Here is a 25,839-nt window from a genome sequence, read left to right as displayed (position 1 = left end):
CGGGTGCTCTTCGACCTGAACGACTTCGACGAGGCGTCCGTGGCCCCGTGGGAGTGGGACGTCAAGCGCCTGGCGGCCAGCGTCGTGGTGGGGGGACGCGACAACGGGCTGACCGAGGAGCAGTGCCGGGAGGCGGCCGTCAGTGCCGTTCGCGGCTACCGGGGGGCCCTGCGCCGGCTGCACACCATGACGGCGCTGCAGCGCTACTACTTCCAGGTCGAGACCGACTGGCTCGAGCAGGTGGCCACCTCCGCCGCGCAGAAGGTCATCCACAAGTCGGTGAAGAAGGCCCGGGGCCGGACCTCCGACCAGGTCCTGCGCAAGTTGGCGGTCAAGGATGCCGACGGCGTGCTGCGCATCCAGGACCAGCCGCCGGTAGCCCAACACGTCGACCACGCCGCGGACGCCGACGTGATCAAACTCTTCGAGAACTACCGGACGACGCTGCGTGCCGACACCTCGCTGCTGGTCTCGCAGTTCACCTTCCGCGACTACGTGCTCCGCGTGGTGGGGGTCGGCTCGGTCGGCACCCGGTGCTACGTCCTGCTCCTGGAGGGCCCCTCGCACGAGCCGCTCTTCATCCAGGCCAAGGAGGCTCCGCCGTCGGTGCTGGAGACCTACGGCGGGATCCCGTGGTCACCGCCGGCAGGGTTCGCGCCGGCCGGCACCGGTCGGGAGGGGCACCGGGTGGTGGGCACCCAGCGGATCCTGCAGGCCCAGTCGGACCCGTTCCTCGGCTGGATCACCGGGTATGCCGGGGACCGCGCCGACCGCCCACCCGTCGACTACTACTGGCGCCAGTTCCGCGATATGAAGGGCTCGGTCGAGCTCAGCGGCCTGAAGCCGCAGGCCTACCGCGCCTACGTCACCCTGTGCGGTCAGGTGCTGGCGCGGGCGCACAGCCAGAGCCCGGGCGGGGCCGTGGCCAGTGGCTACCTGGGCGGGTCCGAGCGGTTCGAGGAGGCAGTGGCCACGTGGGCGACCGCGTATGCCGACCAGGCCGAGCGCGACTATGCCGCCCTGGAGCAGGCGGTCCGCAGCGGACGGGTGCCGGCCGAGCACGGCGTCTGAGACTCGCCCCCGCGGAGACGAGCGCTCAGCCCTCCGCCGCCGCGGCGAGCACACGGGCCAGGGCAGCCGGCTGGGTGAACATCGGCCAGTGCCCGGAGTCGAGGTCGACATACGACACATCGGTGGCGCGGGCCAGTTCGGGCACGTCGCCGGCCTCGATCCACTCGCGCGCGTCCTCGGGGGCGAACTCGGGGCACACGAGCACGACCGGTATGTCGTAGCGCCGGTCGTCGGTCAACCGCACCACCCCCTTGCTCACCCCCTCCGGCACGGGCAAGGCAGCGGCGCCCAGCCGTTGGCGGCCCTCCTCGCCGAGGTCGTCGGAGTCCGGACCCTCGAACGGCCCCCACCCGGGGAAGGGCATGGCCCCGTCGACGACGGGGAAGAAGTCGGCGTAGGCGGCCCCGTCGGCGGCGGGGAACCCGCCGATGAGGACGACCCCGGCCACCCCGTCGGGGCGGCGGTCGGCGGCGATCCAGGCCAGGGTGCCGGCCGCGGAGTGACCGACCACCCAGGGGCGCCCGTCCGCGGCGTCGACCACGGCGAGGACGGCATCCACCTGGTCCTCCAGGGTGGCGGCCGCCGCACCGTCCCCCTGGCCTGGCAGGAGAACGGGCACGCCCCGGTGCCCGCGCTCCGCCAGGGCCGGGACGACCTCGTCCCAGGCGGTGCCGTCCAGCCAGAGTCCTCCGATGAGGATCAGGTCCATCACACTCTCCGTTCCACGGGTCAGGGTCACGATCAGCACCCTAGGTCTCCTTCCGGATGATCGGCTTCCGGTTTGGGTCGGGGCCTCCTACGCTGGCCGGATGGCACCGGAGACCAGCCCGACGGCCCGGGCCCTGCGCGCGCTGGAGATCCTGCAGCAGCGACCGGGCATCACGGCCACCGAGCTCGGCGAACGCCTCGGGGTGACGGACCGGGCGGCGCGCCGCTACGTGGAGATCCTCCGGGAGGCCGACATCCCGATCGACTCCGTCCGGGGGCGCTACGGCGGCTACCGGCTGGGGCGGGGCACCCGGCTACCACCGGTGATGTTCACCCAGGCCGAGGCGCTCGGCCTCGTCATGGCGGTGCTCGACGGCCACCCCTCGGCGGTGGACGCCGAGGACCTGGTGGGGACGGCGCTGGGCAAGGTGATCCGCGCCCTGCCGGACTCGGTCGGCCGCCAGGCGGCGGCGCTCCGGGCCCACGCCTCAGCCACGCCGACACGGCATACGCACCGCCCCGACCCGGCCACCACCAGCGCCCTCGTCGCCGCGACCGCCGCACACCTCACGGTCCTGCTCGACTACCGCAGCGGCTCGGGGCAGTGGCAGGAGGAGGTGGACCCCTGGGCGGTGGTCGTCCGCCACGGCCGGTGGTACCTACTGTGCCACTCGCACCGGGCCGACGCCGTGCGCACCTATCGGATCGACCGGGTCCGCGCGGTCCGGGCGACCGAGCGCGGCTTCACGCCCCCTGCCGACCTAGACCCGGTGGCCGTCCTGGAGGAGAACCTCGGCACCGGCTGGGCCTTCCCCACACGCGTGCGCTTCCTCGCGCCCCGGGAGGAGGTCGCCCCATGGATCCGGTCCCCGATGGGCACCCTGGAGGAGACCCCGGACGGCTGCCTGCTGACCGGCAGCACCAACAACCCGGCGATGTATGCCGAGGAGTGGCTCGCGCAGGTGCCGTTCCCGTTCCGCGTGGAGGGTGGGCCCGAGCTGCGGGCCGCCGTGGCGGAGGTGGCCGCCCGGTTCGGCGCGGCCCTACCGGAGCCTCCCGGCACCGTCCCGACGTGACGGCCCGCCACGCCTCGGAGCGTACGCTCGACGCGTGCAGGACCTGGACCGTCTCCTCACCCGGATCGACCACCACGACGGGCTGCTGAACGCGTTCGTGCACGTCGACCGCGAGGGTGCCCGGGCGGGTCAAGAGCAGGCGCTGACCGGGCCGCTGGCGGGGGAACTGGTGGCGGTCAAGGACAACCTCGCGGTCCGCGGTGCCCCCTGGGCGTGCGGATCCGCCGCCCGCCGGGGTCGACCGTCGGACCACGGCGACGCCACCGTGGTGCGGCGGCTGCGGGCGGCCGGCGCCGTGGTGGTGGGCACCACCAACCTGGACGAGTTCGCGATGGGGGCCTCCACGGAGAGCTCGGCGTGGGGCCCGACCCGCAACCCGCGGGACCCAGACCGGACGGCCGGCGGGTCCAGCGGCGGCTCGGCAGCTGCGGTGGCGGCCTACGGAGTGCTGGGCGTCGGGACCGACACGGGCGGGTCGATCCGCGAGCCGGCCGCGTTCTGCGGGGTGGTGGGGGTCGCACCCTCGCCCGGGACCGTCCCGATGGGTGGCGTGGTCCCGTTCGCCCCGACCCTGGACCGGGTCGGGCCGCTGGCTCCCGACGTAGCCGGGGCCGCCGTGCTGCACGACGTGCTGGCCGGCGACCCGGGTGGCCGGTGCGCCCGCGCAGCCGCCGTCGGCGCCGACCGCAGGGACCTGTCGGGGTGCCGGGTCGGCCGGGTCGTCCCGATGTCGGGCGAGCGCAACAGCCCGGGTGTGGTGGGGCGGTTCGAGCAGGCACTGGAGGCGCTCCGCGCCCTAGGCGCCACGGTCGTCGACGTGCAGGTCCCCCACTTCGGCGACCTACTCGAGGTGTACCTCACGGTGTCGTCCGTCGAGGCTGTCCCTGTGTTGCAGGAGCACGAGCACGGGGACCTCGGGCCGGAGGCGCGGACCCGCCTGGCCCTGGGTCGCCGGGTCGCCGGGACCGGGGCCCACAGGGAGGCGCTGCGCGTCCGGGAGCAGATCGCCGTCGACGCGGCCGCCGCCCTGTCCTCCTGCGACCTCATGGTCAGCCCGACCGTCCCGCTGCTCGCCCCGCCCCTTGGCAAGCCGGGCGTCGACGACCCGTTGGCCCGGCCCCGCACCGACTGGTGGACGGTCGAGACGAACCTCGCCGGGCTGGCCGCGATGTCGCTGCCCGTCGGTGAGCACGAGGGACTGCCGGTGGGCCTCCAGCTGATGGTGGCCGCCGGTCGGGACCCGGTCCTCTACCGGGTCGGAGCCGCGCTGGAGGCCCGGCACGGACCGCCGTCATGAGCTCGTCAGGATGACCAGCTGCTGCGTGGCCCGGGTCATGGCGACGTAGCGGTCGACACCACCCTCGATGCCCCCAGACCCGGCGCCGCCGAAGGACTCCGGATCGAGGAGGACGACCAGGTCGAACTCCAGGCCCTTGGCCAGTTCCGGGGTGAGCGACCGGACCCGCGGGTGCGCGGCGGGTTCTGCTCTCCCCGCGACGGCGTCCGGGGCCGCGATGATGCAGGCAATGCCCTCGGAGTGCTCCGCGAGCCACCCGTCCAGGATCCCGTCGAGGTCGGACACCGGGCCGTGGACAACGGGGTGGCCGCTCCGGCGCACCGACGTCGGCACGTTCGCGTCCGGCAGCACCGCGCGGATCACCGGCTCCGCCTCGGCCATGACCTCCTCCGGCGTCCGGTAGTTGATACTCAGGGACGCCAGCCGCACCCGGTCCAGCCCGACCCGGGCCAGCCGCTCCTCCCAGGACTCGGTGAACCCGTGCCGCGCCTGCGCCCGGTCGCCGACGATGGTGAAGCTGCGCGACGGACAACGCTGCAACAGCATCTGCCACTCGGCGTCGGTGAGCTCCTGCGCCTCGTCGACCACGACGTGCGCGAAGGGACCGGCGAGCAGGTCCGGCGACGGCTCGGCCACGCCGTCGTGGTCGTCCAGGGCCGCCCGCAGGTCCGGGCTGCGCAGCATCGACATCACGGCCATCTCCGAGTCGTCGTGCTGGATGAGATGGTCCATCACCTGATCCCGCCGGGTGCGCTCGGCCGCGAGCTCGGCCTCCTGCCGGCGACGGCGCCGCGAGGCCCCCGTGTCTCCCAGCCGTTGCCGGGCGGCGTCGAGCAACGGAAGGTCGGCCTCGGTCCAGGCCTGGGCGTCGCCCCGCTGCAGCGTGCGGCGCTGCTCGGCGTCCAGCCACGGTGCGCAGTGCCGCAGGAAGGCAGGGACCGACCACAGGTCGCCGACCAGGTCGGCGGGCTCGATCAACGGCCAGGCGCGGGCCAGGGCGCCGCGCAGGTCGCGGTCCTCCAGCAGCGCGGCACGCAACTGCGCGGCGTCGTCCTCCTCGCCCTCCCGGGCCTCCGTCACCAGCTCGACGAGCTCCTCCAGGATGACGTCGTGGGCCTCGTTGTGCGGCGTGCCCGGCCCGACGGCGGCGAAGGCGGTGGCCCAGTCCGTGGGGCTGACCTGCAGGTCGATCCACTCGGTGGCGACCGTCGTCGGCTGCGTGGGCGGTTGCTCGTAGAAGCGGACCGCCGACTCGATCGCGCCGACCATCTCCACGGTCCCCTTCAGTGCCGCCACCTCCGGATCGGCCTCGGGGACGGCGGCGGCCCCCTCGGGCAGCAGGTTGCGCAGCGTGCAGGTCTGCACCCCCTCCTCCCCCAGGCTGGGGAGCACGTCGGAGACGTAGGCCAGGTAGGGCACGTGCGGGCCCACGAACAGCACCCGGCCACGGTGATGGCCCAGGCGTGGATCGGCATACAGCAGGTATGCGGACCGGTGCAGGGCCACCACCGTCTTGCCGGTGCCGGGGCCCCCGTCGACGACGAGGGCGCCGCGGGAGCCCGCGCGGATGATGGCGTCCTGGTCCGCGGCGATGGTGCCCAGCACGTCGCGCATCCGGGCCGACCGGCTGCTCCCCAGGCTGGCGATGAAGGCGGACTGCTCGTCGAGGGCCGCGCCGTGCTCCAGTCCTTCTGCGGTAAAGACCTCGTCCCAATAGTCGCGGATGACCCCGCGACTCCACCGGTAGCGACGACGGCTCACCAACCCCATCGGGTTGCCGTGCGTGGCCCCGAAGAAGGGCTCGGCGGCGGGTGACCGCCAGTCCACCAGCAACCTTCGGCCGTCCTCGCCGGTCAGTCCGAGCCGCCCGATGTAGACCGGGTCCGGGTCGTCCTCGGCCACGAGCCGCCCCAGGCACAGGTCCATCCCGAAGCGCCGCAGCGTCCTGAGCCGCGCGGTGAGCCGGTGCACCTCCTGGTCCCGGTCCAGAGCCCGCTGACCGCCGCCCGCGGCGCGCCGGCGCTCGACGGCGAGGCGATCCTCCAGGTCGGCGATGGTCGCCGCCAGGGTGCTCGCCACCTCGGCGAGGTGCTCCGCATCGCCCGCGATCAGGTCCGGCTCCGCCTTGGCGGACAGGTGGTCAGGTAGGTCGAATGCGCTGGTCATGGTCCCCATCCCCTTGTTATTAACTGCCACGGCCGACGATTGTGCGCCCTCCAGGGGGCCTTGCCGCAAGACCCCCCGTGCGCTATACAGTGAGAGTGGAAGGGAGTCGTGAGACTCCCTTCTTCGCGTTTTCTGGCCTGTCTCCTTGCCTGCCGCCCCGCCTGTCAGGTGACACCCAGAGAACTCCCAGGACCGACCGCCACACTGGAGCCCGATGAGTCACGCGATCGCCCGGGCCGAGGCGACCCAGCCGCAGCGCCGGACGCGCACCGCACCTGCCAGGCGGACCCCCCGATTCGCCCCCGTCGCCACGATCACCGTCGTGCTCGGGCTGGTCGGGATCAACCTGGCCAACCATGTCCTCGGGTGGAACTCGCTGTGGCTCGGACCGGCGGGAGCCGTGACCCTGATCGCCTTCGCCCGCGCCTCCGGCCTGACCTGGCACCAGCTCGGGCTGGCCCGGCGCACCCATGCCGCGGGGTTGCGCTGGGGCGGGCTCGTGATCCTGCTCGTCGCCGCGATCTACCTGACCGGGGTGCTGCTGCCGGGCACCCGCACGGCGTTCCTCGACGTCCGCTATCACCTGCCGCCGGCGAGCGTGCTGTTCACCGCCTTCGTGATGATCCCGCTGGGCACCGTGCTCCTGGAGGAGGTCGCGTTCCGCTCCGTGCTCTGGGGGATGCTCGCCCGGCACGCCCGGATGTGGCAGGTGCTGGTCGGCTCCTCACTGCTGTTCGGGTTGTGGCACGTGCTGCCCGCCGCCGCGTCCGCGACCGGCAACACCCTGGTCGGCACCCTGCTGCGTGACCTCGGCACCTTCGCCGAGGTGGCCCTGGTGGTCGGGACCGTGCTCTTCACCGCCCTGGGTGGGCTGGTGGCCGGGGAGCTGCGCCGACGCAGCGGCAGCCTGTTCGCCAGCATCGGTATGCACTGGGCCACCAACGCCCTTGGCGTGCTCTTCGGCGTGCTCGCCTGGCGCCTGGCCGTCTGATCCTTGTCGTATGCCGTGGGGCAAGCCATATGCCGTGGGCCCGGGGTGACCTGTCAAAGCGGGTGTCACAGCCCTCGTCCTGCAGGTCACCCCTGCGGGACGTGCAGGTCACCCCTCCGACGCGGGCTCGGAGCGCCCTTGCGCGATCGCCTCGAGGTCGCGCACCGCATAGCGGTGGTGCTCCCACTCCTCCTCGAGGATGGTGTGCAGGCAGGACCGGGTGGTCTCGGGATACTGCGGCGCCCACGGGTTCGGGTGCGGCTCCTCCAGCTGCTCCGGGGTGACCTCGGCGAGGAAGCCGCGCACCATGCCCACCCGGCTGGAACGCGCCGCCAGCACCTCGGCATACGAGGGAATGCCGGAGGCGAAGACCGACAGGTCCAGGCCCTCCGCCTCGGCTCCCGCGTCGGCCAGACCGAGGGGGTGGTAGGGCTGCTCCTGCCCGAGGACGGCGCGGCCCAGCCACGTATCGGTGGCCATGACGAGATGCCGCAGCGTCTGCGCGAAGGACCACTCCCCGTCCACCGAGACATCCACGGTGCCCTCCGGCATCGTCGCGACGCGGGCCAGCGTGGCCTCCCAGGTCTGCTCCAGCGCCAGCCAGGCCGCGCGCAGCCCCACCGGATCCTGCGCTCGCCGCAGCTCGCGGCCGGGGAAGCGGCGGTCCAACTCGGCCTCGACCAGCGGGATCACGTCGACGCCGTTGATCCGCACGAAGTCACCGTCGGAGAGCCACGGCGAGTCCAGGTCCAGCTCCTCCACCTGGACGCCGCGCAACACCGCCCCCGACAGGTCGCTGCCGACGAACCGTGCGCGGCGCAGGTTCACCCCCGTGAAGACCGCACCCTCCAGGTCGTCGGACCGGTCAAACGTTGTCATCGCGTGCTCCTGTCGCCTCTGGCTGCCGCCAGGGAGGGGCGGGGGCGGGGCCCGTGCTAGCGTCGGCCGGGACCAGCCGTATCAGTGTTCTCTGACGGTACCCGTGCCCGCGTGGCCCGGAGTCCCCGTGGAAGACGCCCCTCGGTAGTCCGGAGGCGCCGCACACGTGGGCCCCGATCGCATTCATAGAAAAGGCAGCACCAGTGGCAACAGGCACCGTGAAGTGGTTCAACTCCGAGAAGGGCTTCGGCTTCATCGAGCAGGATGGCGGGGGTGCCGACGTCTTCGTCCACTACTCCGCTATCGACAGCAGCGGGTACCGCGAGCTCCAGGAGGGCCAGAAGGTCGAGTTCGACGTGACCCAGGGCCAGAAGGGCCCGCAGGCGGAGAAGGTCCGGTCGCTCTGACCTGATCCACACGGACTCCACCGGAAAGCCCCGCGCCAGGTGCGCGGGGCTTTCTGCATGTCGCGGGTGGCAGGACCCGCGACGAGTGGACCAGGTATTGCCGCAGAAATCGCGATCTGCCGGCAACAACGCGTGCAGTCGGCGGCGCGCGGCGATGGCTCGGTGCCGTCATGGCTGCGAGGATGGCACGCATGGGTCAGGGCACGACGGACGACGAGGACGCGGCACCGCAGATCGTGCCCGAGCCACCCTGTGCCGATCCAATCGCGGGGGACCTGGTCACCGAGACGTTCTCCTACGACGGTGGACGGTGCGTCACCTGGGCCTCCTGCAGCACACGGTGAGCACGGACCGGACGGTCCCCGGAGACCTGGCGATCGTCGGCTACGACGACATCGACTTCGCCGCGGCGGCGGCCGTCCCGCTCACCTCCGTGCGCCAGCCGCGGCACCGGCTCGGCGAGACCGCCGCCCGCCTGCTCCTGGACGAGACCCGCAACCCCGACCACGAGCACGAGTCGGTGGTCTTCACGCCCGAGCTGGTCGCACGGCGCTCGACCCTCGGCTGAGTCGCGCCCGGGCCCGGCGATGTCGTCGTATGGATGGGTTGTTGCCGCACCCTGGCGATTTCACGTGCCCAACCCGTGCAGTCGACGCGGCCGAGACCGCCTGGCAGGACGACTGCACCAGGCGCATGCTGTCAGTGACGGTCGGTCCATGCAGGCTGAGGTGCGCGGTGCTCATCCTCCTCGACACTCATGTCCTCTCAGAGATCCGCTCATGCCGCGCGTCGGGCGGTCATAGCTGCAGATGGATTCGCAACGCTTCGTCGACCGCAGCCATGAGGCGGGGCGGCACCCGACCTACTGCAGAAACGACCCTCTCGACTGCAACCGAGCGCACCTGCTCCGCCTGGGCCTTGGAGTCCACCCGCAGTCCTGTCTCGTCAGCTGGCAGCAACACCTGGAACGGGAAGACCCGCTCCACGTTGCTGGTGACGGGCACGACGGTGACTACACCACGACCGAGTCGTTGCCCCACGGTGTTCGCCCGGTCATTGCTGACGAGCACCGCGGGGCGCCGCTTGTTGGCCTCGCTGCCGCGCACTGGATCCAAATCTACGAGAAGGATCTCACCGCGGAGCATCGGTGAGCCCGTCCGAGGACGCTGATGCCCACGCGTCTTCGTCCCCCGCGACGGCCCACTCCTCCCAGGCGGCGGCATAGGCCGCCTCCAGCTGCGGGTCTTGCAGGCGGCGGATGGCCTGCTGGACGGCAGCGGACCTCGACTCAAGGCCAGCTTCTGCGACGTACCGGTCGAGGGCCGCGAGATCCTCTTCGCTCAGACTCACGCTCACCTTCATGACCACATCCTACCCAGGTGGGATAGTTATTGCTACCCTAGTAGCATCGTCCGTACATGCCGCGCCGAGCGTGGTCGCGAGACGCTCGACCCTCGGCTGAGTCGCGGCCGGGCCCGGCGATGTCGTCGAACGCACCCACCTTGCTCGAGGCGACCGAGCGGTTCCGACGAGACACCGGGGGAGTTGAGCTGGAGTTGCCGAGCCGTGAGGACGAGGCAGAGATTCCGGTCCTGTGATCCTCCTCGACACCAACGTCCTCTCAGAGCTCATCCGACCCTCGCCAGACCCCGCCGTGACGTCGTGGCTGGCCGGGACCGAGAACCTCGACCTTGCCACGGCCACGCCCGTCATGGCCGAGTTGTTGCTCGGCGTCGGGGCGCTCCCTGCGGGGAGACGACGCGACTCTCTCGCGCAGGCGGTCGCGACGGTGCTCGATTCGTTGAGCGGCCGGGTCTGGGCCTTCGACGAGGGTGCCGCGGCCGAGTACGCACTGATCGTCGACGAACGTCGCGAACTCGGCGGGCCTCTCTCCACCATGGATGCCCAGATCGCCGCCATCGCACGCAGCCGAGAGGCCCAGGTCGCCACCAGGGACACCGCAGGTCTTGCCTGCCCCGGGCTCACCGTGGTCAATCCTTGGAGTTGACCGGTCTCGTCCGCACCGCCGTGCCGCGACACCCGGTGGATGCGGGCGAATAGACGCGAGCACCGTCAGGTGGACGCGGGGGCCTGCCACGTGTGCAGGAGGTAACCGTAGGACAGGCCCGTCCGGTCGGGATTCGCCTCGAGCCAGCCGCCGGCCAGGTCCTCGGGGAACTCCAGGTGCAGGACCGCGGCGAGGTCGTCACGGGAGTCGAACTGCCAGGAGCTCCGGACCGCTGTGGTGTCCGCCCCCTGCTCCGCCCACCACTGCCGTGCATAGGTGTCCCGGCCCTGGGCTGCGGCCCACGGGCTGGCTCGCAGCAACTCGGCGAACTCGCCGACCTCGGAGTCATTGTCGATCACCACGAGCCGGCCACCGGGCCGGAGCACCCGCCCCACCTCCACCAGCCCGGGGTTCGGGTCGAAGTCGGGCTGCGGGAAGAAGTAAGCGAAGCGGGCGTGCACGACATCGACGGAGGAGTCCGGCAGCGGGAGGTGCTCGGCCGAGCCATGGAGCACGCGACTACCTCCGGGCCGGTTGCGCGCGGCGTCGAGGAGGCTGGTGTCAGGCTCGACGCCGATGACCTCGGCCGCCCCGTGGTAGTGCGGCAGCCAGAAGCCCGTTCCGCAGCCCAGGTCGAGCAGCACCTTGTCTGCCCAGGGAGCTTGCTCCCGCAGGGCCGACCACAGCACACCAGCGCGGTCGATCGCCGCGTTCTCGATCTCGTAGATCTCCGGATCGGCCGCCTGGTTTCCGGAGGGGACAAAGTCGTCACGCTGCACCCGCCCGACTTTAGTTCTCCGCTGACGTGACCGCTCAGGCGGTGCTGCGCAGGTACCTCCCGAAGTGCGGCACCGTGAACGCGATCCGGCCGCGCTCCCCGGAGTAGATCAGCCCCTTCTTCAGCAGGGCGTCCCGGGCCGGGGAGAGCGACTGCGGCTTGCGGCCCAGGTGGGTGGCGACCTCGGAGGTGGCCACCGACTCGATCTCGTCCCGGTCCGCCTCGGTCGTCTGTGCGCCCAGGTCCGCCATCGCCTGCAGGTACTCCCGCTCCCCCGGCGTCGCCCGTTCGTAGCGGCTGCCGAAGAAGCCGACCGCGAGCTCGGCCTCGGCCTCCGGCGCGGCGACGGCGACGTCCTCGGCGGTGATCGGGCTGCGGGGGGCCAGGTCCCACACCGCCTTGCCGTAGGCCTGGATGAAGTAGGGGTAGCCGCCGGTCGCGACGTACATCGCCTCCATCGCCGCACTGTCGAACTCGGCGTCCTCGTCCCTGGCCGGCACCTGCAGGGCGGCCTCGGCAGCGGCCCGGTCCAGCCGGTCGATCCGGTTGTAGCGGAACAGTCGCTCGGAGTAGGACTTGCTCGCCGACAGCACCGCGGGCAGGTGCGGCAGGCCCGCCCCCACGATGATGACCGGCAGCGCCGACTGGCTCAGCTCGTGGCACGCGGCACAGATCGCGGAGATGTCGTCCGGGCCGACGTCCTGCATCTCGTCGATGAAGACGGCGACGCCCTTGCCGACGTCGGCCGCCAGGCCACCGACGTCGGTGAGCAGCTCCACCAGGTCGATCTCGATGTCGCCGGAGTCGGCCCGGCCGGTCAGCGCGGGCACGTCGATCCCGGGGTTCCACCGGTCGCGCAGCTTGGCGCCCGGCTGCTCCCGCTGGGCGAACGCCTTGATCACCCCGAGGACATGGTCCAGCTCCTCCCCGCGCGGGTGACCCAGCTCGCGCACCGCCATGTGCAGCGCCGCCGCCAGGGGTCTGCGCAGCGACTGGTCCGGGCGCGCCTCGAACTTGCCGGTGCCCCAGCGGGCCCGCACGGCCGTCGAGCGCAGCGCGTTGAGCAGCACCGTCTTGCCGACGCCGCGCAGCCCGGTGAGCACCATCGAGCGCTCGGGCCGGCCACGGGCGATCCGCTCCAGCACGACGCGGAAGCGCTCCAGCTCCTCGTCACGGCCGGCGAGCTCGGGCGGCCGCTGGCCGGCCCCGGGGGCGTAGGGGTTCCTGATCGGGTCCACGATGGGACTGTATGCGGATGTCTAGGGTTTTCCTGAGATGTCCGGATAGTGCGTGATCGGCGTGTCGGGCTCAGGGCCCGGCACGCTCGGCGAGGAACGCCATCCCCTCCGGCCAGCGGGCCTCGAAGTAGCCCCGGGAGTGATCGCCCTCGTCGAGCACGGCGACCGCGTCGGGGAGCTGCTCCGCGAGCGCCCGGTTGGTCTCGACGAAGGTGTCGGCGGAGCCGCACGCCAACCAGACCGGCACCTCGCGCAACGCGTCCACCCGCTGGAACAGGTCGTGCTCGGCGAAGTCGGCCTCGTCGTCGAACGCCCCGGTGGTCTCGCCGGCGGAGAAGGAGATCGCGGCGCTGACGGCGGCCACGCCGAGCACCCGCTCCCGGGGCAACTCGGTCGCGAGCAGCAGGGCTCCGTATCCCCCCATCGAGAAGCCCGTGAAGCCGATCCGGTCGACCGGGGCCCCGGCCTCCTCAAGAACCGGCAACAGCTCATCGAGCACCATCGCGCCAGTGTCCGTCCCGTCCGCCCGGGCGTGCCAGTAGCTGTCACCCCCGTCGACCCCGGCTATCGCGATGTGGTGCTGCTGTGCCAGGTCCGCCGCGAGCGGTGGGTCGAAGAAGAAGCGGGCGTCCCCGCCGTAGCCGTGCAGGGCGATCACGGTGGCGCGGGCGTCCTCGGGCAGCGCCAGGTGCCAGCGGGGGCGGGCACCGGGCCAGTGCTCCGAGTCCAACCGGCCCTCCCGGACGGACCGGTCCTCCTCGTCCTCCCCGCAGCCGGTCAGGGCCGACGCCCCCGCGGCGCCGGCGAGTGCGAGCAGCCCTCCCCGCAGCACGGTGCGGCGGGAGACTCGGGGCGCGGCGCGCATGACTGCACGCTACGCCGGGGACGACTCCGATCGCGGCATCTACGCCTCTCTAGCGGCTGTGCCAGAATCGCCGATATGGGCAGAGAGTGGCTGGTCGACGTGCCCGTGGGGGCGCGGGTGGTGGTGCGGTACCTGATCGAGGACGGCGCCCGCGCCACCGATGCCCTGGGCACCCTCGCCGAGCGGGACGAGCAGCACCTGGTGGTGGACACCGCCCGTGCCGGCCGCGTCCGCATCAGCCTGGCGGATGTCGTGGCCGCCAAACCGGTGCCACCCGCCCCGGCGCCCCGGCGCCGCCGTGCGCAGACCTCCCCCGGACCCCTGGCAATCGTGGGGGCCGGCCGGCTGGGCACCGCCTTCGCCGCCGCCTTCCGGGCCGCCGGCCGACAGGTCGAGGGCCCCCTGGGCCGGGGCTCCGACGGGGCCGGCGCCGACATCGTGCTGCTCACCGTGCCCGACAGGTCCATCGCGGAGGCGGCCGACGCGCTCGCCCCCCGGCCGGGACTGCTGGTCGGGCACTGCTCGGGGGCCACCACCCTGGAGCCGTTGGCCGGCCACGAGGCGTTCTCGCTGCACCCGCTGATGACGATCCCGGAGTCGGGAGCCCGGTTCGTGGGCGTGACGGCGGCGGTCGCGGGCTCCACGCCCCGAGCGCTGGCCACCGCGACGGACCTGGCCACCTCCCTCGGGATGCGCGCCGTCCAGGTGCGCGATGAGGACCGCGCCGCCTACCACGCCGCTGCAGCCGTGGCCTCGAACTTCCTCACCACCCTGCTCGACCTGGCCGAACACCTTGCCGCCGTGGCAGGCCTGGACCGGGAGCAGCTCGAGCCCATCGTGCTGGCCGCGGTCCAGAACTGGTCCCGGGACGGCGGGCCCGCCGCACTGACCGGCCCGGTCGCCCGGGGCGACGACGCCACGGTGGCTCGCCACCGCGAGGCGGTGGCGCAGCACCGCCCCCAGAACGTGGAGCTCTTCGACGCCCTCGTCACCGCCACGCGGCTCCTCGCTGGACGAGAGGTCCCCACCGGGCAAGCCTCCCCCGCCTTGGCACGGTCCGGCCAGGCCGAGCAGGACCTCTATGACCAGATCGACGAGGAGTTCGGGATGCTGTCGAGTGCGGCGGCTGGGGAGCGCCTGGGGTCACGATCCTCGGCGACGGGGAATCTGGCACTGGCCACGCGGCGAGAAGGCCGACTCCTGGCCCTTCAGCGAGGTCGGCACCTGGTGTTCCCGGGGTTTCAATTCGACGAGCATGGGGCGCGACCGGTTATCGCGGACGTCATCGCGCTCGGGCAGCGCCACAACCGGAGCGAGAGCGGCCTCGTCCAGTGGTTGGTGTCTGCCACGACGTACCTGGGCGGCAGACGGCCGGTAGACGTCCTGGACGAGCCGGGCCTGCTCAAGGAGGTCGCCGAGGCAGCGTTCGGCGTCGAGTGGTGACCCACTCCGCACACCAGCCGCAGCGGGTCACATCCGCTCGGGAGCCTCGATCCCCAGCAGGTCCAGACCCTGCACCAGCACCGCCAGCGTGAGCCCGGCGAGCGCCAACCGCGACTCGCGCGTCGCCTCGTCCGGCGCCTGTAGCACCGGGCACTGCTCGTAGAAGCCGGAGAAGTCCTGCGCCACGTCGAAGAGGTAGCCGCACAACCGGTGCGGCTCCAGCTCGGCGCCGACCACCTCGACCACCCCGCCGAACTCCAGCAGTCGCAGGGCCAGGCCCCGCTCGGCCGGCTCGCCCAGCCGGATCGCTGCAGCCCCCGGCCCCGCCAGTGTCCCTCCTGCGGGAGCCGACTCCACACCGCCCCGGCGCAGGATCGAGCGGACCCGCGCGGCGGCATACTGCAGGTAAGGCCCGGTGTTGCCGGTGAGCGCGGTCATCCGGTCCAGGTCGAAGACGTACTCCGAGTCGTGGGCGACAGACAGGTCGGCGTACTTCACGGCGCCGATCCCCACCTGCGGTGCGATCGTTGCGCGCACCCCTTCCTCCAGGTCGGGACGCGACTCGTCGATGACCCGGCGGGCGGTGCCGACCGCCTCCTCCAGCAGGGACCTCAACCGCAGCGGGAAGCCGGACCGCGTGCGCAGGATCTTGCGGTCGGGGCCGAGCACGTTGCCGATCTGGACGTGTACCACCTCGACGTCCTCGGGGAGCCAGCCGGCCAGCCGCGCGGTCTCCCAGACCATCTGCAGGTGTAGCGCCTGCGGGGCGCCGATGACATAGAGGATCCGGTCCGCGCCCAGGGTCTGCACCCGGTGCCGCACGGTGGCCAGGTCGGTCGTGCCGTAGCCGTATCCGCCGTCGGACTTGCGGATGATCAGCGGGACCGGCTTGCCCTCGCGGCCGGTGAAGCCGTCCAGGAAGACGCACAGTGCACCGTTGTCGACCCGGGCCAGGCCCTTGTCCTCGAGCTCGGCGCAGATCCCCTCAAGATGGTCGTTGTAGGTCGATTCGCCGGCGAGGTGCTCGTCGGTCAGGGTGACCCCGAGCAGGGCGTAGATCCGGTTGAAGTAGTGCCGGGACAGCTCGACGAGGGACTCCCACAGCCGCAGCGTCTCGGCGTCACCGGCCTGGAGCGCGACGACGCGAGCGCGCGACCGGGTGGCGAAGGCTGCATCGCCGTCGAACCGCTCGCGCGCCGCCTGGTAGAAGGCGTTCGGGTCGGTCTCCAGCAGACCGGCCTCGGCGGAGTCCTCCCCCACGTCGAGCAGGTGCTCCAGCAACATCCCGAACGGGGTGCCCCAGTCCCCGATGTGGTTCTGCCGGACCACCCGGTGCCCGAGGTGCTCCAGGGTGCGGGCGAGCGCGTCGCCCACCACCGTGGTCCGCAGGTGCCCGACGTGCATCTCCTTGGCCACATTGGGTGCCGAGTAGTCGATGGGCACGACCTGCTGCTCCTGGACCGGGACCCCGAGCCGGGCGTCGCGCGCCAACTCCCCGGTCAGCTCCTCCAGCCAGCTGTCGGCGAAGGTCAGGTTGATGAAGCCGGGGCCGCTGATCTCCACGGCGCTGCACCGCCCGGCGACGTCCAGCGCCGCCACGATCCGGGCCGCCACCTCGCGCGGGGGTGCACCCACCCGCTTGGCGAGCGCCAGGGGCGCGTTGCACTGGACGTCGGCGAACTGGCTCGGGCGCAGCACCGGGTCTGCGCCGGCGAACTCGGGGCCGAGCGCCGCCTCGATGGCAGCTGAGACGAGGGGGCCGAGCGGGGCGAGCGGGGAGGTCACGCCCGGCAGCCTAACGGCGGCGACCGACCGCGGCGGAACGCGCTGTCAGAGGACCTGGGGGTCGGCGTTGCCGGAGGCGACCATCGACTTGCCGGCGCCGCCCCAGGCACGCATGCCACCGTCGACGTTGACCACGTCGAACCCCTGCTGCACCAGCCACTGCACGGCCCGGCCGGAGCGGCCGCCGCTGCGGCAGATGACGGGCAGCGGCTCGTCCTGCTCCGGCAGGTCGCCGAGTCGCGCGGGGACCTCCCCGAGCGGCACGTGCACCGCGCCCGCAGCGTGCCCCGCCTGCCACTCGTCGTCCTCGCGGACGTCGAGGATGACGGCGTCGTCAGGGATGTCGTGGACCGAGATGGTGGGGACTTCGCTCATGCCCGCCATGGTGTCACGTCGTGTCTCAGCGCAGCAGACGGGACATCCGGCGGTCGGCGAGCACCTTGCCGCCGGTCTGACAGGTCGGGCAGTACTGCAGAGCGGTGTCGGCGAAGCTCACCTCGCGCACGGTGTCACCGCACACCGGGCACTCCTGACCCGCCCGACCGTGCACCGCCATCCCGGCGCGCTTGGCGTCCTTGAGCTCGGCCGCGGGCTTGCCGGAAGCCACCCCGACGGCGTCGGTGAGGACCCGCCGCAGCTCGGCATACAGGGTGTCCACCTGCTCCCCGGTGAGGGCGGCGGCGAGGGTGTAGGGCGAGAGCCGGGCGGCGTGCAGGATCTCGTCGGAGTAGGCGTTGCCGATGCCGGCGATCACCCGCTGGTCGCGCAACACCCCCTTGATCTGGGTGCGGCGGCCCTCCAGGATCTCGCCGAGCACCTCCCGGGTGAACTCCGCGGCCAACGGGTCCGGCCCCAGGGAGGCGATGCCGGGGACGTCGGCGGGGTCGTGCACCACGTAGGCGGCCAAACCCTTGCGGGTGCCGGCCTCGGTCAGGTCGAAGCCGGCGCCGTCGTCCAGCCGCACCCGCAGCGCGATGGGCGACTTGCCGGGCCGGACGCGGGTGTCGGGGATCGCCTCGGACCAGCGCAACCAACCGGCCCGGGCCAGGTGGAAGACCAGGTGGGTGCCGTCGACGTCGAGGTCGACGAACTTGCCGTGCCGCGCGGCGCCGTCGACGGGGCTGCCGACCAGCGCGTCCGGTGACGGGTCGAAGGTCTTGAGCACCGCGATCGACCCAAGCTCGACGTCGGTGACCACCCGCCCGGCGAGCCGCCGCGCCAGGAATTCGACCAGCGCCTGCACCTCGGGCAGCTCAGGCACGCCGACCCTCCGGGACCGTGACCCGGCCGATCGCCTGGCGGGCCCGGTGGATCAACCGGTGCAGCTGGTAGCCGTCCGGCGCCCGCAGCATCGGCACGTTGTGCCGCTGGCCGAGCAACTCGTCGGTCGCGATCGGCAACCCGTGGGAGAGCACCTGCTGGGTCGGCGTGAGCTGCCGGATGGCGACCGCCTCGACCGCCTCGGGGTGCTGCTCGGCGAACTCGCCATAGATCGCGGGGTCGTGCTGCCCGTCGTCGCCGATCAGGATCCAGCGCATGCCCGGGAAGTCGCGCAGCAACCGGTGCAGTTGCTCCTTCTTGTGCTGCTGGCCGCTGCGGAACCATCCGGTGTTCGTCGGACCCCAGTCGGTCAGCAGCAGCGGCCCGCCCGGGTAGTAGTTGCGCTTGAGGAATCGCGCCAGGGTCGGGGCAGTGTTCCACGCCCCGGTGGACAGGTAGAAGACCGGCGACCCGGCGACCTCCCCCTGCAGCGAGCGCAGCAGCGCCGCCATGCCCGGCACCACCTGGCGGGCCTGCTCGGACCGCACGAACGTGTTCCACGCGGCGATCATGATGCGGGGCAGGTGGGTGATCATCACCGTGTCGTCGATGTCGCTGACCACCCCGCGACCCACCGCGGGGTCGATGACCTGGATCGGTGCCGCGACCTCGGCACCGTGGGCCGCGCTCAGCGTGACCTCGTGCCAGCCCGGCGCCAGGCCGTGGCCAGTCAGCACCACGTCGACGTAGCCCCCACGGTCGGTGACCACCTCGGTCTGCGCGGCACCCAGGGTGATGTGCACCGGGGTCGACAGGGCCGGGGCGGTGACGAAGGCACGCCACCCACGCTGCGTCAGCTCCTCGGCCTGCTCCTGCTCGGCGTCACTGGCCCCGACCGCGACCGTGACGTCCTCCGGCTGCTCCTGGCGGGAAAGCACGACCCGCGCCAGGACCCGCACCTGCTCGGCGGTGCCGTAACCGGTGTAGCCGATCAGCCGCTCGGTCCACCCGCGGCGGCGCAGGATCCGCTCCACCCGGGTGTTGACGGCGTTCTCCATCACGGCGGCGATGTGCGGACGACCGGCCATAGCGAGAACTGTAGTGGTCAGCGCCGACGGCGCCGGTCAGTCCGCGTCGTGGAGTCGCACGGACAGGCAGGTCACGCAGCCCTCGAGCTTGACGAACTCACCGACCGGCAGGGCGACCACCTCGAGCCCGCGGTCGGCGAACAGGCGGGCGGTCTGCGGCGCCTGGTCGGACATCAGCACTGTCCGCTCGCCCAGGACGACGACGTGTGCGCCCTCCGGCTCCGGCACGGCCAGGAACCCCGGCCACGACCCCGGATCGTCCACGAGCGGCTCGTAGCCGACGACCGTGCCGTCCGGCAGCGCGGTGACCTGGCTCTTCAGGTGCAGGGTTTTGCTGATCGGGACGGCCACGACGCGGCGATCGACGGTGGCCAGGTGGTGGGCCAGCGCCTGCGCGCCGGCCTCCGTGGTGCGCCCGCCGACCCCCACGTATGCCGTGTCCCCCACCTTGAGCACGTCCCCGCCGTCCAGGGCCACGGTCCCCTCGACGGGGGCGTCGGTCAGCTCCACGACGGTCAGCCCGACGGCCAGCGCGGCGGCACGGACGGTCGCGACCTCCGCAACCCGGCTGGGGGCACCGGGCGCCGTCAGCACCGCCAGTCCCCCGGCGACGACCATCGCGTCCTCGATGAACACCCCGTCCGGGCACTCGGGCGCGGGCTCCACCTCGACCGTGGTGTAGCCAGCGTCCTGCAGCGCGGTGACGTAGCCCTGCCACTGCTCGAGGGCCCGTCCGGCGTCGACGTCAGTGCTGCGCTCGATGTGGGTGACCAGGCCCTGCGCCAGGTGCGGGCTGGGGCGGCGAACGAAGGCGAGCCGCGTCTGCGCCCCGCCCGCGGTCACTGGTCCGCGGCCGGCAGGTCTTCCTGCCGCAGCCGGATCGCGCCGTTCTCCCAGGTGAAGCCCTGCGGGTCGACGTAGGCGGTCGCCAACTCCCAGTCCGCACCGCGCCCGGAGTCGACGACCTGCCAGGTGGCCCCGTCGACGACCCCGTTCGGGGCCAGGCCCGCCTCGAGCTGGGCGTCCCTGACGGCCTGCTCGGTCATCGGGCCGAAGATGCCGTCGGCGTCCAGGTCGAACTGCGCCTGCAGCAACGCCACGGCCGGACCCTCGTCACCGAGGGCCACTTCCATCGACCGGATCGGCACGGTGGGGTAGGTGTCCCGCTCCAGCATCAGCCAGATCAGCGTGCTGGTGCTCTGCTCCTGGGCGGAGCCCGCGGCGCGCAGGCCCGGGCGCTCGGTGACGTACTCGTGCAGCGCCTCCGCGGTCTGCCCGCCGAACACGCCGTCGTCCTCGATGCCGAGGGCGCGCTGCAGCACCGCGACGCCCTCGCCGTTGTCGCCGACCGAGAGCTCGGTGTCCAGGTGGGGCGTGAAGGCGGTGACCATGTAGTCGGGGGTGGTGCTGCCCACGGTGGGCCCGGTCGGCCCGGAGGCGCGCGGCGCCGTCGCGGCCTCGTCCTGCCCGGTCTCCTCCTGCTCGCTCCCGTCCGCACCGGACAGGGGGGCGACCGGGGCGCTGCTGCAGTCCCCCAGCCGCGGGGCCCGGGAGACCACGACTCCCTGGCCGGACGCGGCGGCGCACGGCCCGAGGTCGGGGTCCTGCACCGGGACACCGGTCCACCAGGAGGTGCGCATGGCGGCGCCGTCCCAGGTGAAGGAGAAGTGGACGTGGTCGGTGTGCGGGCTCTGCCCGACGTAGCCCCGCCAGCCGACCTCGGACTCGTAGGCCCGCCAGACGTGTTGGTTCCAGATGATCGACTGGATGCCGAACCGCTTGGCCATCTCGCCGTCGTTGGCGGTCAACCAGGTGACGGCCGCGTCGCCGATCCGGCGGTCCACCGGGTCGTAGGCATTGAGCTGCCAGTCGACCGCCCGGCCGTCGTAGTGCTCCGACTTCAGGTTGATGCAGCTGCGGGAGGTGGTGTACCCCGGACGGTTGTAGTGCTCACCGATGAGGTTGGCGAAGGCCACCATGCCGGGCCGGTCCACCGGGTCGCACATCGTGTTGGTCTGCCAGGACGGCACGACGTCGACCTCCTCGGGCAGGTCGTCGCGCTCCATCGGCTCGGGCACCGGGTAGTTCGGGTCGGCGTCGAGCAGCGGCAGCGGCGAGGGCCCGGTGGCGCGGCCGCCGTAGCCGTATCCCTTGCCGCCACTACCGGATCCGCTGTCATGGCCGTGGTCCTCGCCCTGCTCGGGGGACTGGTCCTGCCCCTGGTCCGGAGCCTGGTCGGCGGGGGCGTCGGTGGCCGGCGGAGGCGCGGGCTCCTCGTCCGCGAGCACGGGCACCGCCTGACTCAGCGTGAGGGCCAGCGCGGCACCCAGCACACCGGACAGCACCCGACGACGATGCGTCGGGCGCTGCTCCCGGTCACGACTCCGGTCTCCCCCAGCAGTGTTCACGTAGCTCTCCTCAGACGAACAGGACGACTCGACTGTATGCCGTGCAGGGCACGTTCCGCTAGGGGTAGCGGGTCACAAGTCGGAGACCTTCTCCATCTGCCGGTCCACGATCTCCTTGACCTCAGACTCCTCGAGCCCGGTGACGACCATGGCCACGACGTTGTCGCCGTCCTGGACGCCGCCCATGATGATCTCGACCTCCATGCCCATCACGCCCATGTTGATGCGCGTGCCGTCCATGCCGTCGAGCTCGCTGAAGTTCATCTCCATGGTGACGCCCTCGGACTCGATCTCCAGGTCGCTGCACTCGGCGTTGATCGCCTCGAAGCCGCTCAGCGGGGAGTCCCCGTCGATGGCCACGACCACCAGCTCAGCCTCCTCCGGCATCAGGTCGCCCCCGCCGCCGCTGAAGGTCACCTTGGATCCGGCGCTGATCTCCCCGAAGGCGTCGCCCTCGATCGCGCCGAGGGCGTCGACGCACTCCTGGCTGACCCCCTCGGCCTCGCCCAACAGCTCCTCGAACTCGTTCGTCGCGTCGTCGGTCGCGTCCGCGCCGTCGTCGCTCTCGACCTCCTCGACCTCGCCACGGGTCCAGCCGTCGATGCCGAACTCCTCCTCGGTCAGCAGGACCTCGGCGGTCTGCTCCTGGGTCAGCGCCTCGGCACCGCCGCCGCAGGCGGACAGGGTGAGGGCGGCCGTGGCGGCCAGGGCAAAGGTCGTCGTGGTGCGTCGCATCGCAATCGTCTCCTCGGTCTGCAGGCGAGGGGGTCCCCCCTCAGGTCCAGCCTATGACGTGGCGAGGACCCGGCAGGTTCCGGCATGACGAATGTCAGGGGCAGCCGGTGACGAACGGGCGGGGACCACGCAGGTGTCGGGGGACACGATGGGGGCATGACGACGACATCGAGCACGAATGCACCGGGCGCGACGTCCGACCGGGCCGACCGGGCGGCGGTGCAGCTGTCCGGCCTGACCAAGACCTTCGCGGTGCCCGGCGGCCAGCCCGTCCGGGCGGTCGACGGGGTGGACCTGCGCATCGATCCGGGTGAGGTGGTGGCCTTCCTCGGTCCCAACGGGGCCGGCAAGACGACCACCCTGGACATGGTGCTCGGCCTGACCGACCCGACCTCCGGGACGGTGACGACCTACGGCCGGCCACCCCGCAGGGCGGTCGCCGACGGCCGGGTGTCCGCCGTTCTCCAGACCGGGGGCCTGCTGCGCGACCTGACCGTCCGCGAGACCGTCCAGATGATCGCCTCCACCTTCGACCAGCACGCCGGGGTGGACGCCGTCATCGAGAAGGCCGGGCTGGGCGACCTGACCCGGCGCCGGGTCTCCAAGTGCTCCGGGGGTGAGCAGCAGCGGCTCCGGTTCGCCCTGGCGCTGCTGCCCGACCCGGACCTGCTGGTGCTGGACGAGCCCACGGCCGGGATGGACGTCGGGGCCCGCCGCGAGTTCTGGGACACCATGCACGCGGAGGCCGACGCCGGTCGCACCATCGTCTTCGCCACCCACTACCTGGAGGAGGCCGACGCCTTCGCCCGGCGCATCGTGATGATCGCCGGCGGACGGATCGTCGCCGACGGCACGACCGAGCAGATCCGCTCGCGGGCCAGCGGGCGCACCGTCTCCGCCGACCTGCCCGAGGAGTCGGCGACGGACGCGCTCGACCGGCTCCACGGCATACCCGAGGTGCACGAGGTGACCACCCAACGGGGGCGGGTCACGGTGCGCTCCGGTGACTCCGACAGCGTCGCCCGACTGCTGCTCACCGAGCTGGGCGCCCGCAACCTGGAGATCAGCAGCGGCTCCCTGGAGACCGCGTTCCTGACCATCACCGACCGTCGGGGCGACACCACCGACGGCGCGACCGAGGAGGTCCCGGCATGAATGCCGTCTACACCGGCCTGGAGCTGCGCCGGGTCGCCCGCGACTACGTCTCGATGTTCTTCATCGCGATCCTGCCGGCCTTCTTCTACGTCATCTTCGGGGCCGTGCAGCAGTACTCCGAGCAGAACGCCGGCAACGGCAACGTCGGGCTGTACGTGATGATCTCGATGGCGGCCTACGGCGCGGTCACCGCCACGGTGGGCGTCGGGGGGATGGCCGCCGTCGAGCGGATGCAGGGGTGGGGCCGCCAGCTCGGCCTGACCCCGATGCGGGACGCCCAGTACGTCGCCACCAAGAGCCTGGTGGCCCTGGTCATCGCGGCCGTGCCGATCACCCTGATCTACCTGCTGGGGACGGTCACCGGGGCCGAGGGCACCGTCGGCGCCTGGCTACTCAGCGGGCTCATCGTCCTGGTCGGCGCCGCGGTCTTCGCGATCTACGGCCTGTGCTTCGGCCTGGCGTTCCGCTCCGAGGCGGCCGTCGGTGCCGCGAGCGGCTCGCTGGTCATCCTGGCCTTCCTGGGCAACATCTTCTTCCCGTTGTCGGGGCTGATGCTCACGATCGCCAAGTTCACCCCGCTCTACGGCTACGTGGCGCTCGCCCGCTACCCGCTGACCGAGGGCCACCTGATCAACACCGCCACCGGTGAGCTGACCCACGACCCGCTGTGGATCCCGGTCGCTAACGTGGCGGTGTGGGCAGTGATCTTCAGCGTCGTGGCGGTGCTGCTGGTGCGCCGGAGCCGGGGCCGCCAGTGACCCGGCCCGTCACGCCGGGCCACGCCCCGAGCCGGCCGACCGCACCCGAGGACCCGTGGGTGCGGTTCGGCTGGCTGATGGGGGCCATCTGGTTGGTCTTCCTGGCCTTCCCGATCGCGGCGGCCGTGACGGCACCGCGCGACACCGTATGGCGTGTGGCCGGCGTGGTCGTCATCCTGATGTTCGCCGCGGTCTACGTGCACGGGTTCATCCGGATCTCCCAGGCGGACACCTGGCGGCAGGTGGGTCGGTTCGGCTGGGTCTACCTGGGGCTCCTGGTCACCCTCGTCCTGCTGGCGGCCGTGGTGATCGGGCCGCAGGCCCTGGGCATGGTCACCTTCGTGGTGGCCTTCGGCATGTTCAGCCTGCCGCTCCCGGTGGCCCTGACGCTCGGGGTGCTCGGCATCCTCAGCCCGGTGCTGGTCTCCCTGCCCCTCGGCCTGCTGGGGGAGTATTGGTTCTTCGTGCCGATCATCGCGCTGGTCGCGGTGGCCACGGCGCTGGTGCGGGTGCTGGAGGAGCGCCAGGTGGCCCACCAGGAGGTGACCTCGGAGCTGGCCCTGGTCGAGGAGCGGGACCGGGTGGCCCGGGACGTGCACGACGTCATCGGGCACAGCCTCACGGTGGTCACCGTCAAGGCCGAGCTGGCCGCGCCGGCTGGTCGATGTCGACCCGGATCGGGCCAAGGCCGAGCTGGACCAGATCCAGTCCCTGACCCGGGAGTCGCTGGCCGAGATCAGGGCGACCATCTCCGGACTCCGGGTGGCCCGACTCGCCGACGAGCTGGCGTCGGCGCGGGCCGCCCTCGGTGACGCCGGGATCGCCGCCGACCTGCCCGACGACCCGGCGGTGGTGGATCCGCGCCACCGCATCGTGGTCGCCTGGGTGCTGCGGGAGGCGGTCACCAACGTCGTGCGGCACAGCCTGGCCACCCGGTGCACCGTGACGTTGCGCGAGGACAGCCTCGTGGTGGAGGACGACGGCCGCGGGATGCAGACCCGGCGCGAGGGCAACGGGATCCGCGGCGTCCGGGAGAGAGTCACGGGTGCCGGCGGCCAGCTGTCCGTGACCGCGGGCGAGTCGGGCGGCACCCGGATCGAGGTGCAACTGTGACCATCCGGGTGCTTCTGGCCGATGACCAGGCCCTGATCCGCGGGGCCCTGGCGGCACTACTCGGGCTGGAGGGTGACCTCGAGGTGGTGGCCGAGGTGGGACGGGGCGACCAGGTGGTGGCTGCGGCCCGGGAGCACGCCGTCGACGTCTGCCTGCTCGACATCGAGATGCCGGGATTGGACGGCATCGCCGCAGCGGCAGCGGTGGCTGCCGAGGTCCCGGGATGCCGGTCGCTCATCGTCACCACCTTCGGTCGGCCGGGATACCTGCGCCGCGCCCTGGAGGCCGGCGCGAGCGGGTTCGTGGTCAAGGACACCCCGGCGCCCGAGCTCGCCGAGGCGGTCCGCAGGGTGCACGCCGGGCTACGCGTGGTCGACCCCGCCCTGGCTGCGGAGTCCCTCGTCGGCGGGCCGAACCCGTTGACCGACCGGGAGCGCGACGTGCTGCGTGAGTCGCTGGAGGGCAGCACGGTCGCCACCATCGCCGGCCACGCTCCACCTGTCGCAGGGCACGGTGCGCAACTACCTGTCCTCCGCCATCGGCAAGACCGGCGCCGACACCCGGGTGCAGGCCGCCCGCACGGCCCAACAGCACGGGTGGCTGTGAGAGC

Annotated in this window: 28 protein-coding genes and 1 pseudogene; 14 read left to right on the top strand and 15 right to left on the bottom strand. The window is 72.3% G+C overall.

Features of this window, described 5'->3' with window-relative positions:
- Positions 1-3 precede the first annotated feature (3 nt).
- Positions 4-1,071 carry a DUF2252 domain-containing protein gene (locus AC1QRC_RS03780; RefSeq protein ID WP_484205495.1) on the top strand — a complete coding sequence of 356 codons (1,068 nt, stop codon included), beginning with the start codon at positions 4-6 and terminating at the stop codon, positions 1,069-1,071.
- Between the two features lie 25 nt (positions 1,072-1,096).
- Here AC1QRC_RS03780 and AC1QRC_RS03775 read toward each other — a convergent pair whose 3' ends face one another.
- On the bottom strand, positions 1,097-1,819 hold the full coding sequence (locus AC1QRC_RS03775) for an alpha/beta fold hydrolase (protein ID WP_484205494.1): 723 nt from the start codon (positions 1,817-1,819) through the stop codon (positions 1,097-1,099).
- 61 nt (positions 1,820-1,880) lie between these two features.
- Here AC1QRC_RS03775 and AC1QRC_RS03770 point away from each other — a divergent pair, with 61 nt between their 5' ends.
- Together AC1QRC_RS03770 and AC1QRC_RS03765 are read left to right on the top strand one after the other, a co-directional pair.
- Entirely contained in the window at positions 1,881-2,855 is a 975-nt protein-coding gene (locus tag AC1QRC_RS03770) for a helix-turn-helix transcriptional regulator (protein ID WP_484205493.1), read from the top strand.
- Between the two features lie 34 nt (positions 2,856-2,889).
- Positions 2,890-4,152 carry an amidase gene (locus AC1QRC_RS03765; protein WP_484205492.1) on the top strand — a complete coding sequence of 421 codons (1,263 nt, stop codon included), beginning with the start codon at positions 2,890-2,892 and terminating at the stop codon, positions 4,150-4,152.
- Here the strand turns inward: AC1QRC_RS03765 and helR are convergent.
- On the bottom strand, positions 4,147-6,327 hold the full coding sequence (gene helR / locus AC1QRC_RS03760) for an RNA polymerase recycling motor ATPase HelR (RefSeq protein ID WP_484205491.1): 2,181 nt from the start codon (positions 6,325-6,327) through the stop codon (positions 4,147-4,149). The two genes, AC1QRC_RS03765 and helR, sit on opposite strands and share 6 nt — an antisense overlap.
- Positions 6,328-6,532: 205 nt before the next feature.
- Between helR and AC1QRC_RS03755 the strand changes: the two genes are divergently transcribed.
- On the top strand, positions 6,533-7,309 hold the full coding sequence (locus AC1QRC_RS03755; protein ID WP_484205490.1) for a lysostaphin resistance A-like protein: 777 nt from the start codon (positions 6,533-6,535) through the stop codon (positions 7,307-7,309).
- Positions 7,310-7,417: 108 nt separating this feature from the next.
- Here AC1QRC_RS03755 and AC1QRC_RS03750 read toward each other — a convergent pair whose 3' ends face one another.
- Entirely contained in the window at positions 7,418-8,188 is a 771-nt protein-coding gene (locus AC1QRC_RS03750) for a DinB family protein (protein ID WP_484205489.1), read from the bottom strand.
- Between the two features lie 203 nt (positions 8,189-8,391).
- On the opposite strand from AC1QRC_RS03750, the gene AC1QRC_RS03745 reads away from it, so the two are divergent.
- The 3 genes from AC1QRC_RS03745 (at position 8,392) to AC1QRC_RS03735 (ending at position 9,163) form a co-directional block, all read left to right on the top strand.
- A complete protein-coding gene (locus AC1QRC_RS03745; RefSeq protein WP_484205488.1) occupies positions 8,392-8,595 on the top strand; it encodes a cold-shock protein in 204 nt (67 codons plus the stop codon).
- Between the two features lie 191 nt (positions 8,596-8,786).
- Complete coding sequence (locus AC1QRC_RS03740) at positions 8,787-8,939, top strand: hypothetical protein (RefSeq protein WP_484205487.1); 153 nt, start codon at positions 8,787-8,789, stop codon at positions 8,937-8,939.
- Complete coding sequence (locus AC1QRC_RS03735; protein WP_484205486.1) at positions 8,936-9,163, top strand: substrate-binding domain-containing protein; 228 nt, start codon at positions 8,936-8,938, stop codon at positions 9,161-9,163. Before AC1QRC_RS03740 ends, AC1QRC_RS03735 begins: the two co-directional genes overlap by 4 nt.
- A gap of 229 nt (positions 9,164-9,392) precedes the next feature.
- On the opposite strand, the gene AC1QRC_RS03730 is transcribed toward AC1QRC_RS03735, so the two are convergent.
- Both AC1QRC_RS03730 and AC1QRC_RS03725 read right to left on the bottom strand, forming a co-directional pair.
- Positions 9,393-9,701: a type II toxin-antitoxin system PemK/MazF family toxin gene (locus AC1QRC_RS03730; RefSeq protein WP_484205485.1), complete on the bottom strand. Its 309-nt coding sequence runs from the start codon at positions 9,699-9,701 to the stop codon at positions 9,393-9,395.
- A gap of 25 nt (positions 9,702-9,726) precedes the next feature.
- Positions 9,727-9,945, bottom strand: coding sequence for a CopG family ribbon-helix-helix protein (locus tag AC1QRC_RS03725; protein WP_484205484.1), 219 nt, complete (start codon positions 9,943-9,945; stop codon positions 9,727-9,729).
- Positions 9,946-10,189: 244 nt separating this feature from the next.
- Here AC1QRC_RS03725 and AC1QRC_RS03720 point away from each other — a divergent pair, with 244 nt between their 5' ends.
- Positions 10,190-10,603, top strand: coding sequence for a PIN domain-containing protein (locus AC1QRC_RS03720; RefSeq protein ID WP_484205483.1), 414 nt, complete (start codon positions 10,190-10,192; stop codon positions 10,601-10,603).
- Between the two features lie 65 nt (positions 10,604-10,668).
- On the opposite strand, the gene AC1QRC_RS03715 is transcribed toward AC1QRC_RS03720, so the two are convergent.
- The 3 genes from AC1QRC_RS03715 to AC1QRC_RS03705 all read right to left on the bottom strand — a co-directional run bounded on the left by AC1QRC_RS03715 (position 10,669) and on the right by AC1QRC_RS03705 (position 13,484).
- Positions 10,669-11,382 (bottom strand): class I SAM-dependent methyltransferase, encoded by a 714-nt coding sequence (locus tag AC1QRC_RS03715; RefSeq protein ID WP_484205482.1) that lies wholly within the window; start codon positions 11,380-11,382, stop codon positions 10,669-10,671.
- Positions 11,383-11,416: 34 nt separating this feature from the next.
- The gene (locus AC1QRC_RS03710) at positions 11,417-12,619 is read right to left on the bottom strand and encodes an AAA family ATPase (RefSeq protein ID WP_484205481.1); all 1,203 of its coding nucleotides are present in this window, start codon (positions 12,617-12,619) and stop codon (positions 11,417-11,419) included.
- A 70-nt stretch (positions 12,620-12,689) separates the two neighbouring features.
- On the bottom strand, positions 12,690-13,484 hold the full coding sequence (locus AC1QRC_RS03705) for an alpha/beta hydrolase (protein ID WP_484205480.1): 795 nt from the start codon (positions 13,482-13,484) through the stop codon (positions 12,690-12,692).
- Between the two features lie 75 nt (positions 13,485-13,559).
- Here AC1QRC_RS03705 and AC1QRC_RS03700 point away from each other — a divergent pair, with 75 nt between their 5' ends.
- Positions 13,560-14,927 (top strand): DUF2520 domain-containing protein, encoded by a 1,368-nt coding sequence (locus AC1QRC_RS03700; RefSeq protein WP_484205479.1) that lies wholly within the window; start codon positions 13,560-13,562, stop codon positions 14,925-14,927.
- A 27-nt stretch (positions 14,928-14,954) separates the two neighbouring features.
- On the opposite strand, the gene argS is transcribed toward AC1QRC_RS03700, so the two are convergent.
- From argS to AC1QRC_RS03665, 7 genes are all read right to left on the bottom strand, one after another.
- The gene (gene argS, locus AC1QRC_RS03695) at positions 14,955-16,712 is read right to left on the bottom strand and encodes an arginine--tRNA ligase (RefSeq protein WP_484205478.1); all 1,758 of its coding nucleotides are present in this window, start codon (positions 16,710-16,712) and stop codon (positions 14,955-14,957) included.
- Between the two features lie 45 nt (positions 16,713-16,757).
- The gene (locus tag AC1QRC_RS03690) at positions 16,758-17,087 is read right to left on the bottom strand and encodes a rhodanese-like domain-containing protein (protein WP_484205477.1); all 330 of its coding nucleotides are present in this window, start codon (positions 17,085-17,087) and stop codon (positions 16,758-16,760) included.
- A 25-nt stretch (positions 17,088-17,112) separates the two neighbouring features.
- Complete coding sequence (locus AC1QRC_RS03685; protein WP_484205476.1) at positions 17,113-17,973, bottom strand: Fpg/Nei family DNA glycosylase; 861 nt, start codon at positions 17,971-17,973, stop codon at positions 17,113-17,115.
- Entirely contained in the window at positions 17,966-19,060 is a 1,095-nt protein-coding gene (locus AC1QRC_RS03680) for an App1 family protein (RefSeq protein ID WP_484205475.1), read from the bottom strand. Before AC1QRC_RS03680 ends, AC1QRC_RS03685 begins: the two co-directional genes overlap by 8 nt.
- Before the next feature lie 36 nt (positions 19,061-19,096).
- On the bottom strand, positions 19,097-19,903 hold the full coding sequence (gene ddaH / locus AC1QRC_RS03675; protein ID WP_484205474.1) for a dimethylargininase: 807 nt from the start codon (positions 19,901-19,903) through the stop codon (positions 19,097-19,099).
- Entirely contained in the window at positions 19,900-21,468 is a 1,569-nt protein-coding gene (locus AC1QRC_RS03670) for a peptidoglycan-binding domain-containing protein (protein WP_484205473.1), read from the bottom strand. Before AC1QRC_RS03670 ends, ddaH begins: the two co-directional genes overlap by 4 nt.
- A gap of 72 nt (positions 21,469-21,540) precedes the next feature.
- Positions 21,541-22,203, bottom strand: a complete 663-nt coding sequence (locus AC1QRC_RS03665) for a hypothetical protein (protein WP_484205472.1) — start codon at positions 22,201-22,203, stop codon at positions 21,541-21,543.
- Between the two features lie 156 nt (positions 22,204-22,359).
- On the opposite strand from AC1QRC_RS03665, the gene AC1QRC_RS03660 reads away from it, so the two are divergent.
- From AC1QRC_RS03660 to AC1QRC_RS03640, 5 genes and pseudogenes are all read left to right on the top strand, one after another.
- On the top strand, positions 22,360-23,358 hold the full coding sequence (locus AC1QRC_RS03660; RefSeq protein WP_484205471.1) for an ABC transporter ATP-binding protein: 999 nt from the start codon (positions 22,360-22,362) through the stop codon (positions 23,356-23,358).
- On the top strand, positions 23,355-24,116 hold the full coding sequence (locus AC1QRC_RS03655) for an ABC transporter permease (RefSeq protein ID WP_484205470.1): 762 nt from the start codon (positions 23,355-23,357) through the stop codon (positions 24,114-24,116). The genes AC1QRC_RS03660 and AC1QRC_RS03655 overlap by 4 nt, the downstream gene beginning before the upstream one ends.
- Positions 24,117-24,175: 59 nt before the next feature.
- Positions 24,176-24,928 (top strand): histidine kinase, encoded by a 753-nt coding sequence (locus AC1QRC_RS03650; protein ID WP_484205469.1) that lies wholly within the window; start codon positions 24,176-24,178, stop codon positions 24,926-24,928.
- The gene (locus tag AC1QRC_RS03645; RefSeq protein ID WP_484206569.1) at positions 24,810-25,229 is read left to right on the top strand and encodes a sensor histidine kinase; all 420 of its coding nucleotides are present in this window, start codon (positions 24,810-24,812) and stop codon (positions 25,227-25,229) included. The genes AC1QRC_RS03650 and AC1QRC_RS03645 overlap by 119 nt, the downstream gene beginning before the upstream one ends.
- Positions 25,226-25,835, top strand: a pseudogene (locus AC1QRC_RS03640) (response regulator transcription factor). The gene AC1QRC_RS03645 and the pseudogene AC1QRC_RS03640 overlap by 4 nt, the downstream one beginning before the upstream one ends.
- The last annotated feature ends 4 nt before the right edge of the window (positions 25,836-25,839 follow it).

The organism is Ornithinicoccus sp. (assembly GCF_057176825.1).
The sequence above is the reverse complement of the archived record's forward strand: the minus strand, read 5'-3'. Positions and strand labels throughout refer to the sequence as shown.

Bases quoted from the DNA above. Each gene is read 5' to 3' on its own strand.
- AC1QRC_RS03655 (WP_484205470.1), top strand. From the start codon at position 23,355: ATGAATGCCGTCTACACCGGCCTGGAGCTGCGCCGGGTCGCCCGCGAC.
- AC1QRC_RS03750 (WP_484205489.1), bottom strand. From the start codon at position 8,188: ATGACAACGTTTGACCGGTCCGACGACCTGGAGGGTGCGGTCTTCACG.
- AC1QRC_RS03740 (WP_484205487.1), top strand. From the start codon at position 8,787: ATGGGTCAGGGCACGACGGACGACGAGGACGCGGCACCGCAGATCGTG.
- helR (WP_484205491.1), bottom strand. From the start codon at position 6,327: ATGGGGACCATGACCAGCGCATTCGACCTACCTGACCACCTGTCCGCC.
- AC1QRC_RS03705 (WP_484205480.1), bottom strand. From the start codon at position 13,484: ATGCGCGCCGCGCCCCGAGTCTCCCGCCGCACCGTGCTGCGGGGAGGG.
- AC1QRC_RS03680 (WP_484205475.1), bottom strand. From the start codon at position 19,060: ATGGCCGGTCGTCCGCACATCGCCGCCGTGATGGAGAACGCCGTCAAC.
- AC1QRC_RS03700 (WP_484205479.1), top strand. From the start codon at position 13,560: ATGGGCAGAGAGTGGCTGGTCGACGTGCCCGTGGGGGCGCGGGTGGTG.
- AC1QRC_RS03770 (WP_484205493.1), top strand. From the start codon at position 1,881: ATGGCACCGGAGACCAGCCCGACGGCCCGGGCCCTGCGCGCGCTGGAG.
- AC1QRC_RS03665 (WP_484205472.1), bottom strand. From the start codon at position 22,203: ATGCGACGCACCACGACGACCTTTGCCCTGGCCGCCACGGCCGCCCTC.
- AC1QRC_RS03690 (WP_484205477.1), bottom strand. From the start codon at position 17,087: ATGAGCGAAGTCCCCACCATCTCGGTCCACGACATCCCTGACGACGCC.
- AC1QRC_RS03755 (WP_484205490.1), top strand. From the start codon at position 6,533: ATGAGTCACGCGATCGCCCGGGCCGAGGCGACCCAGCCGCAGCGCCGG.
- AC1QRC_RS03660 (WP_484205471.1), top strand. From the start codon at position 22,360: ATGACGACGACATCGAGCACGAATGCACCGGGCGCGACGTCCGACCGG.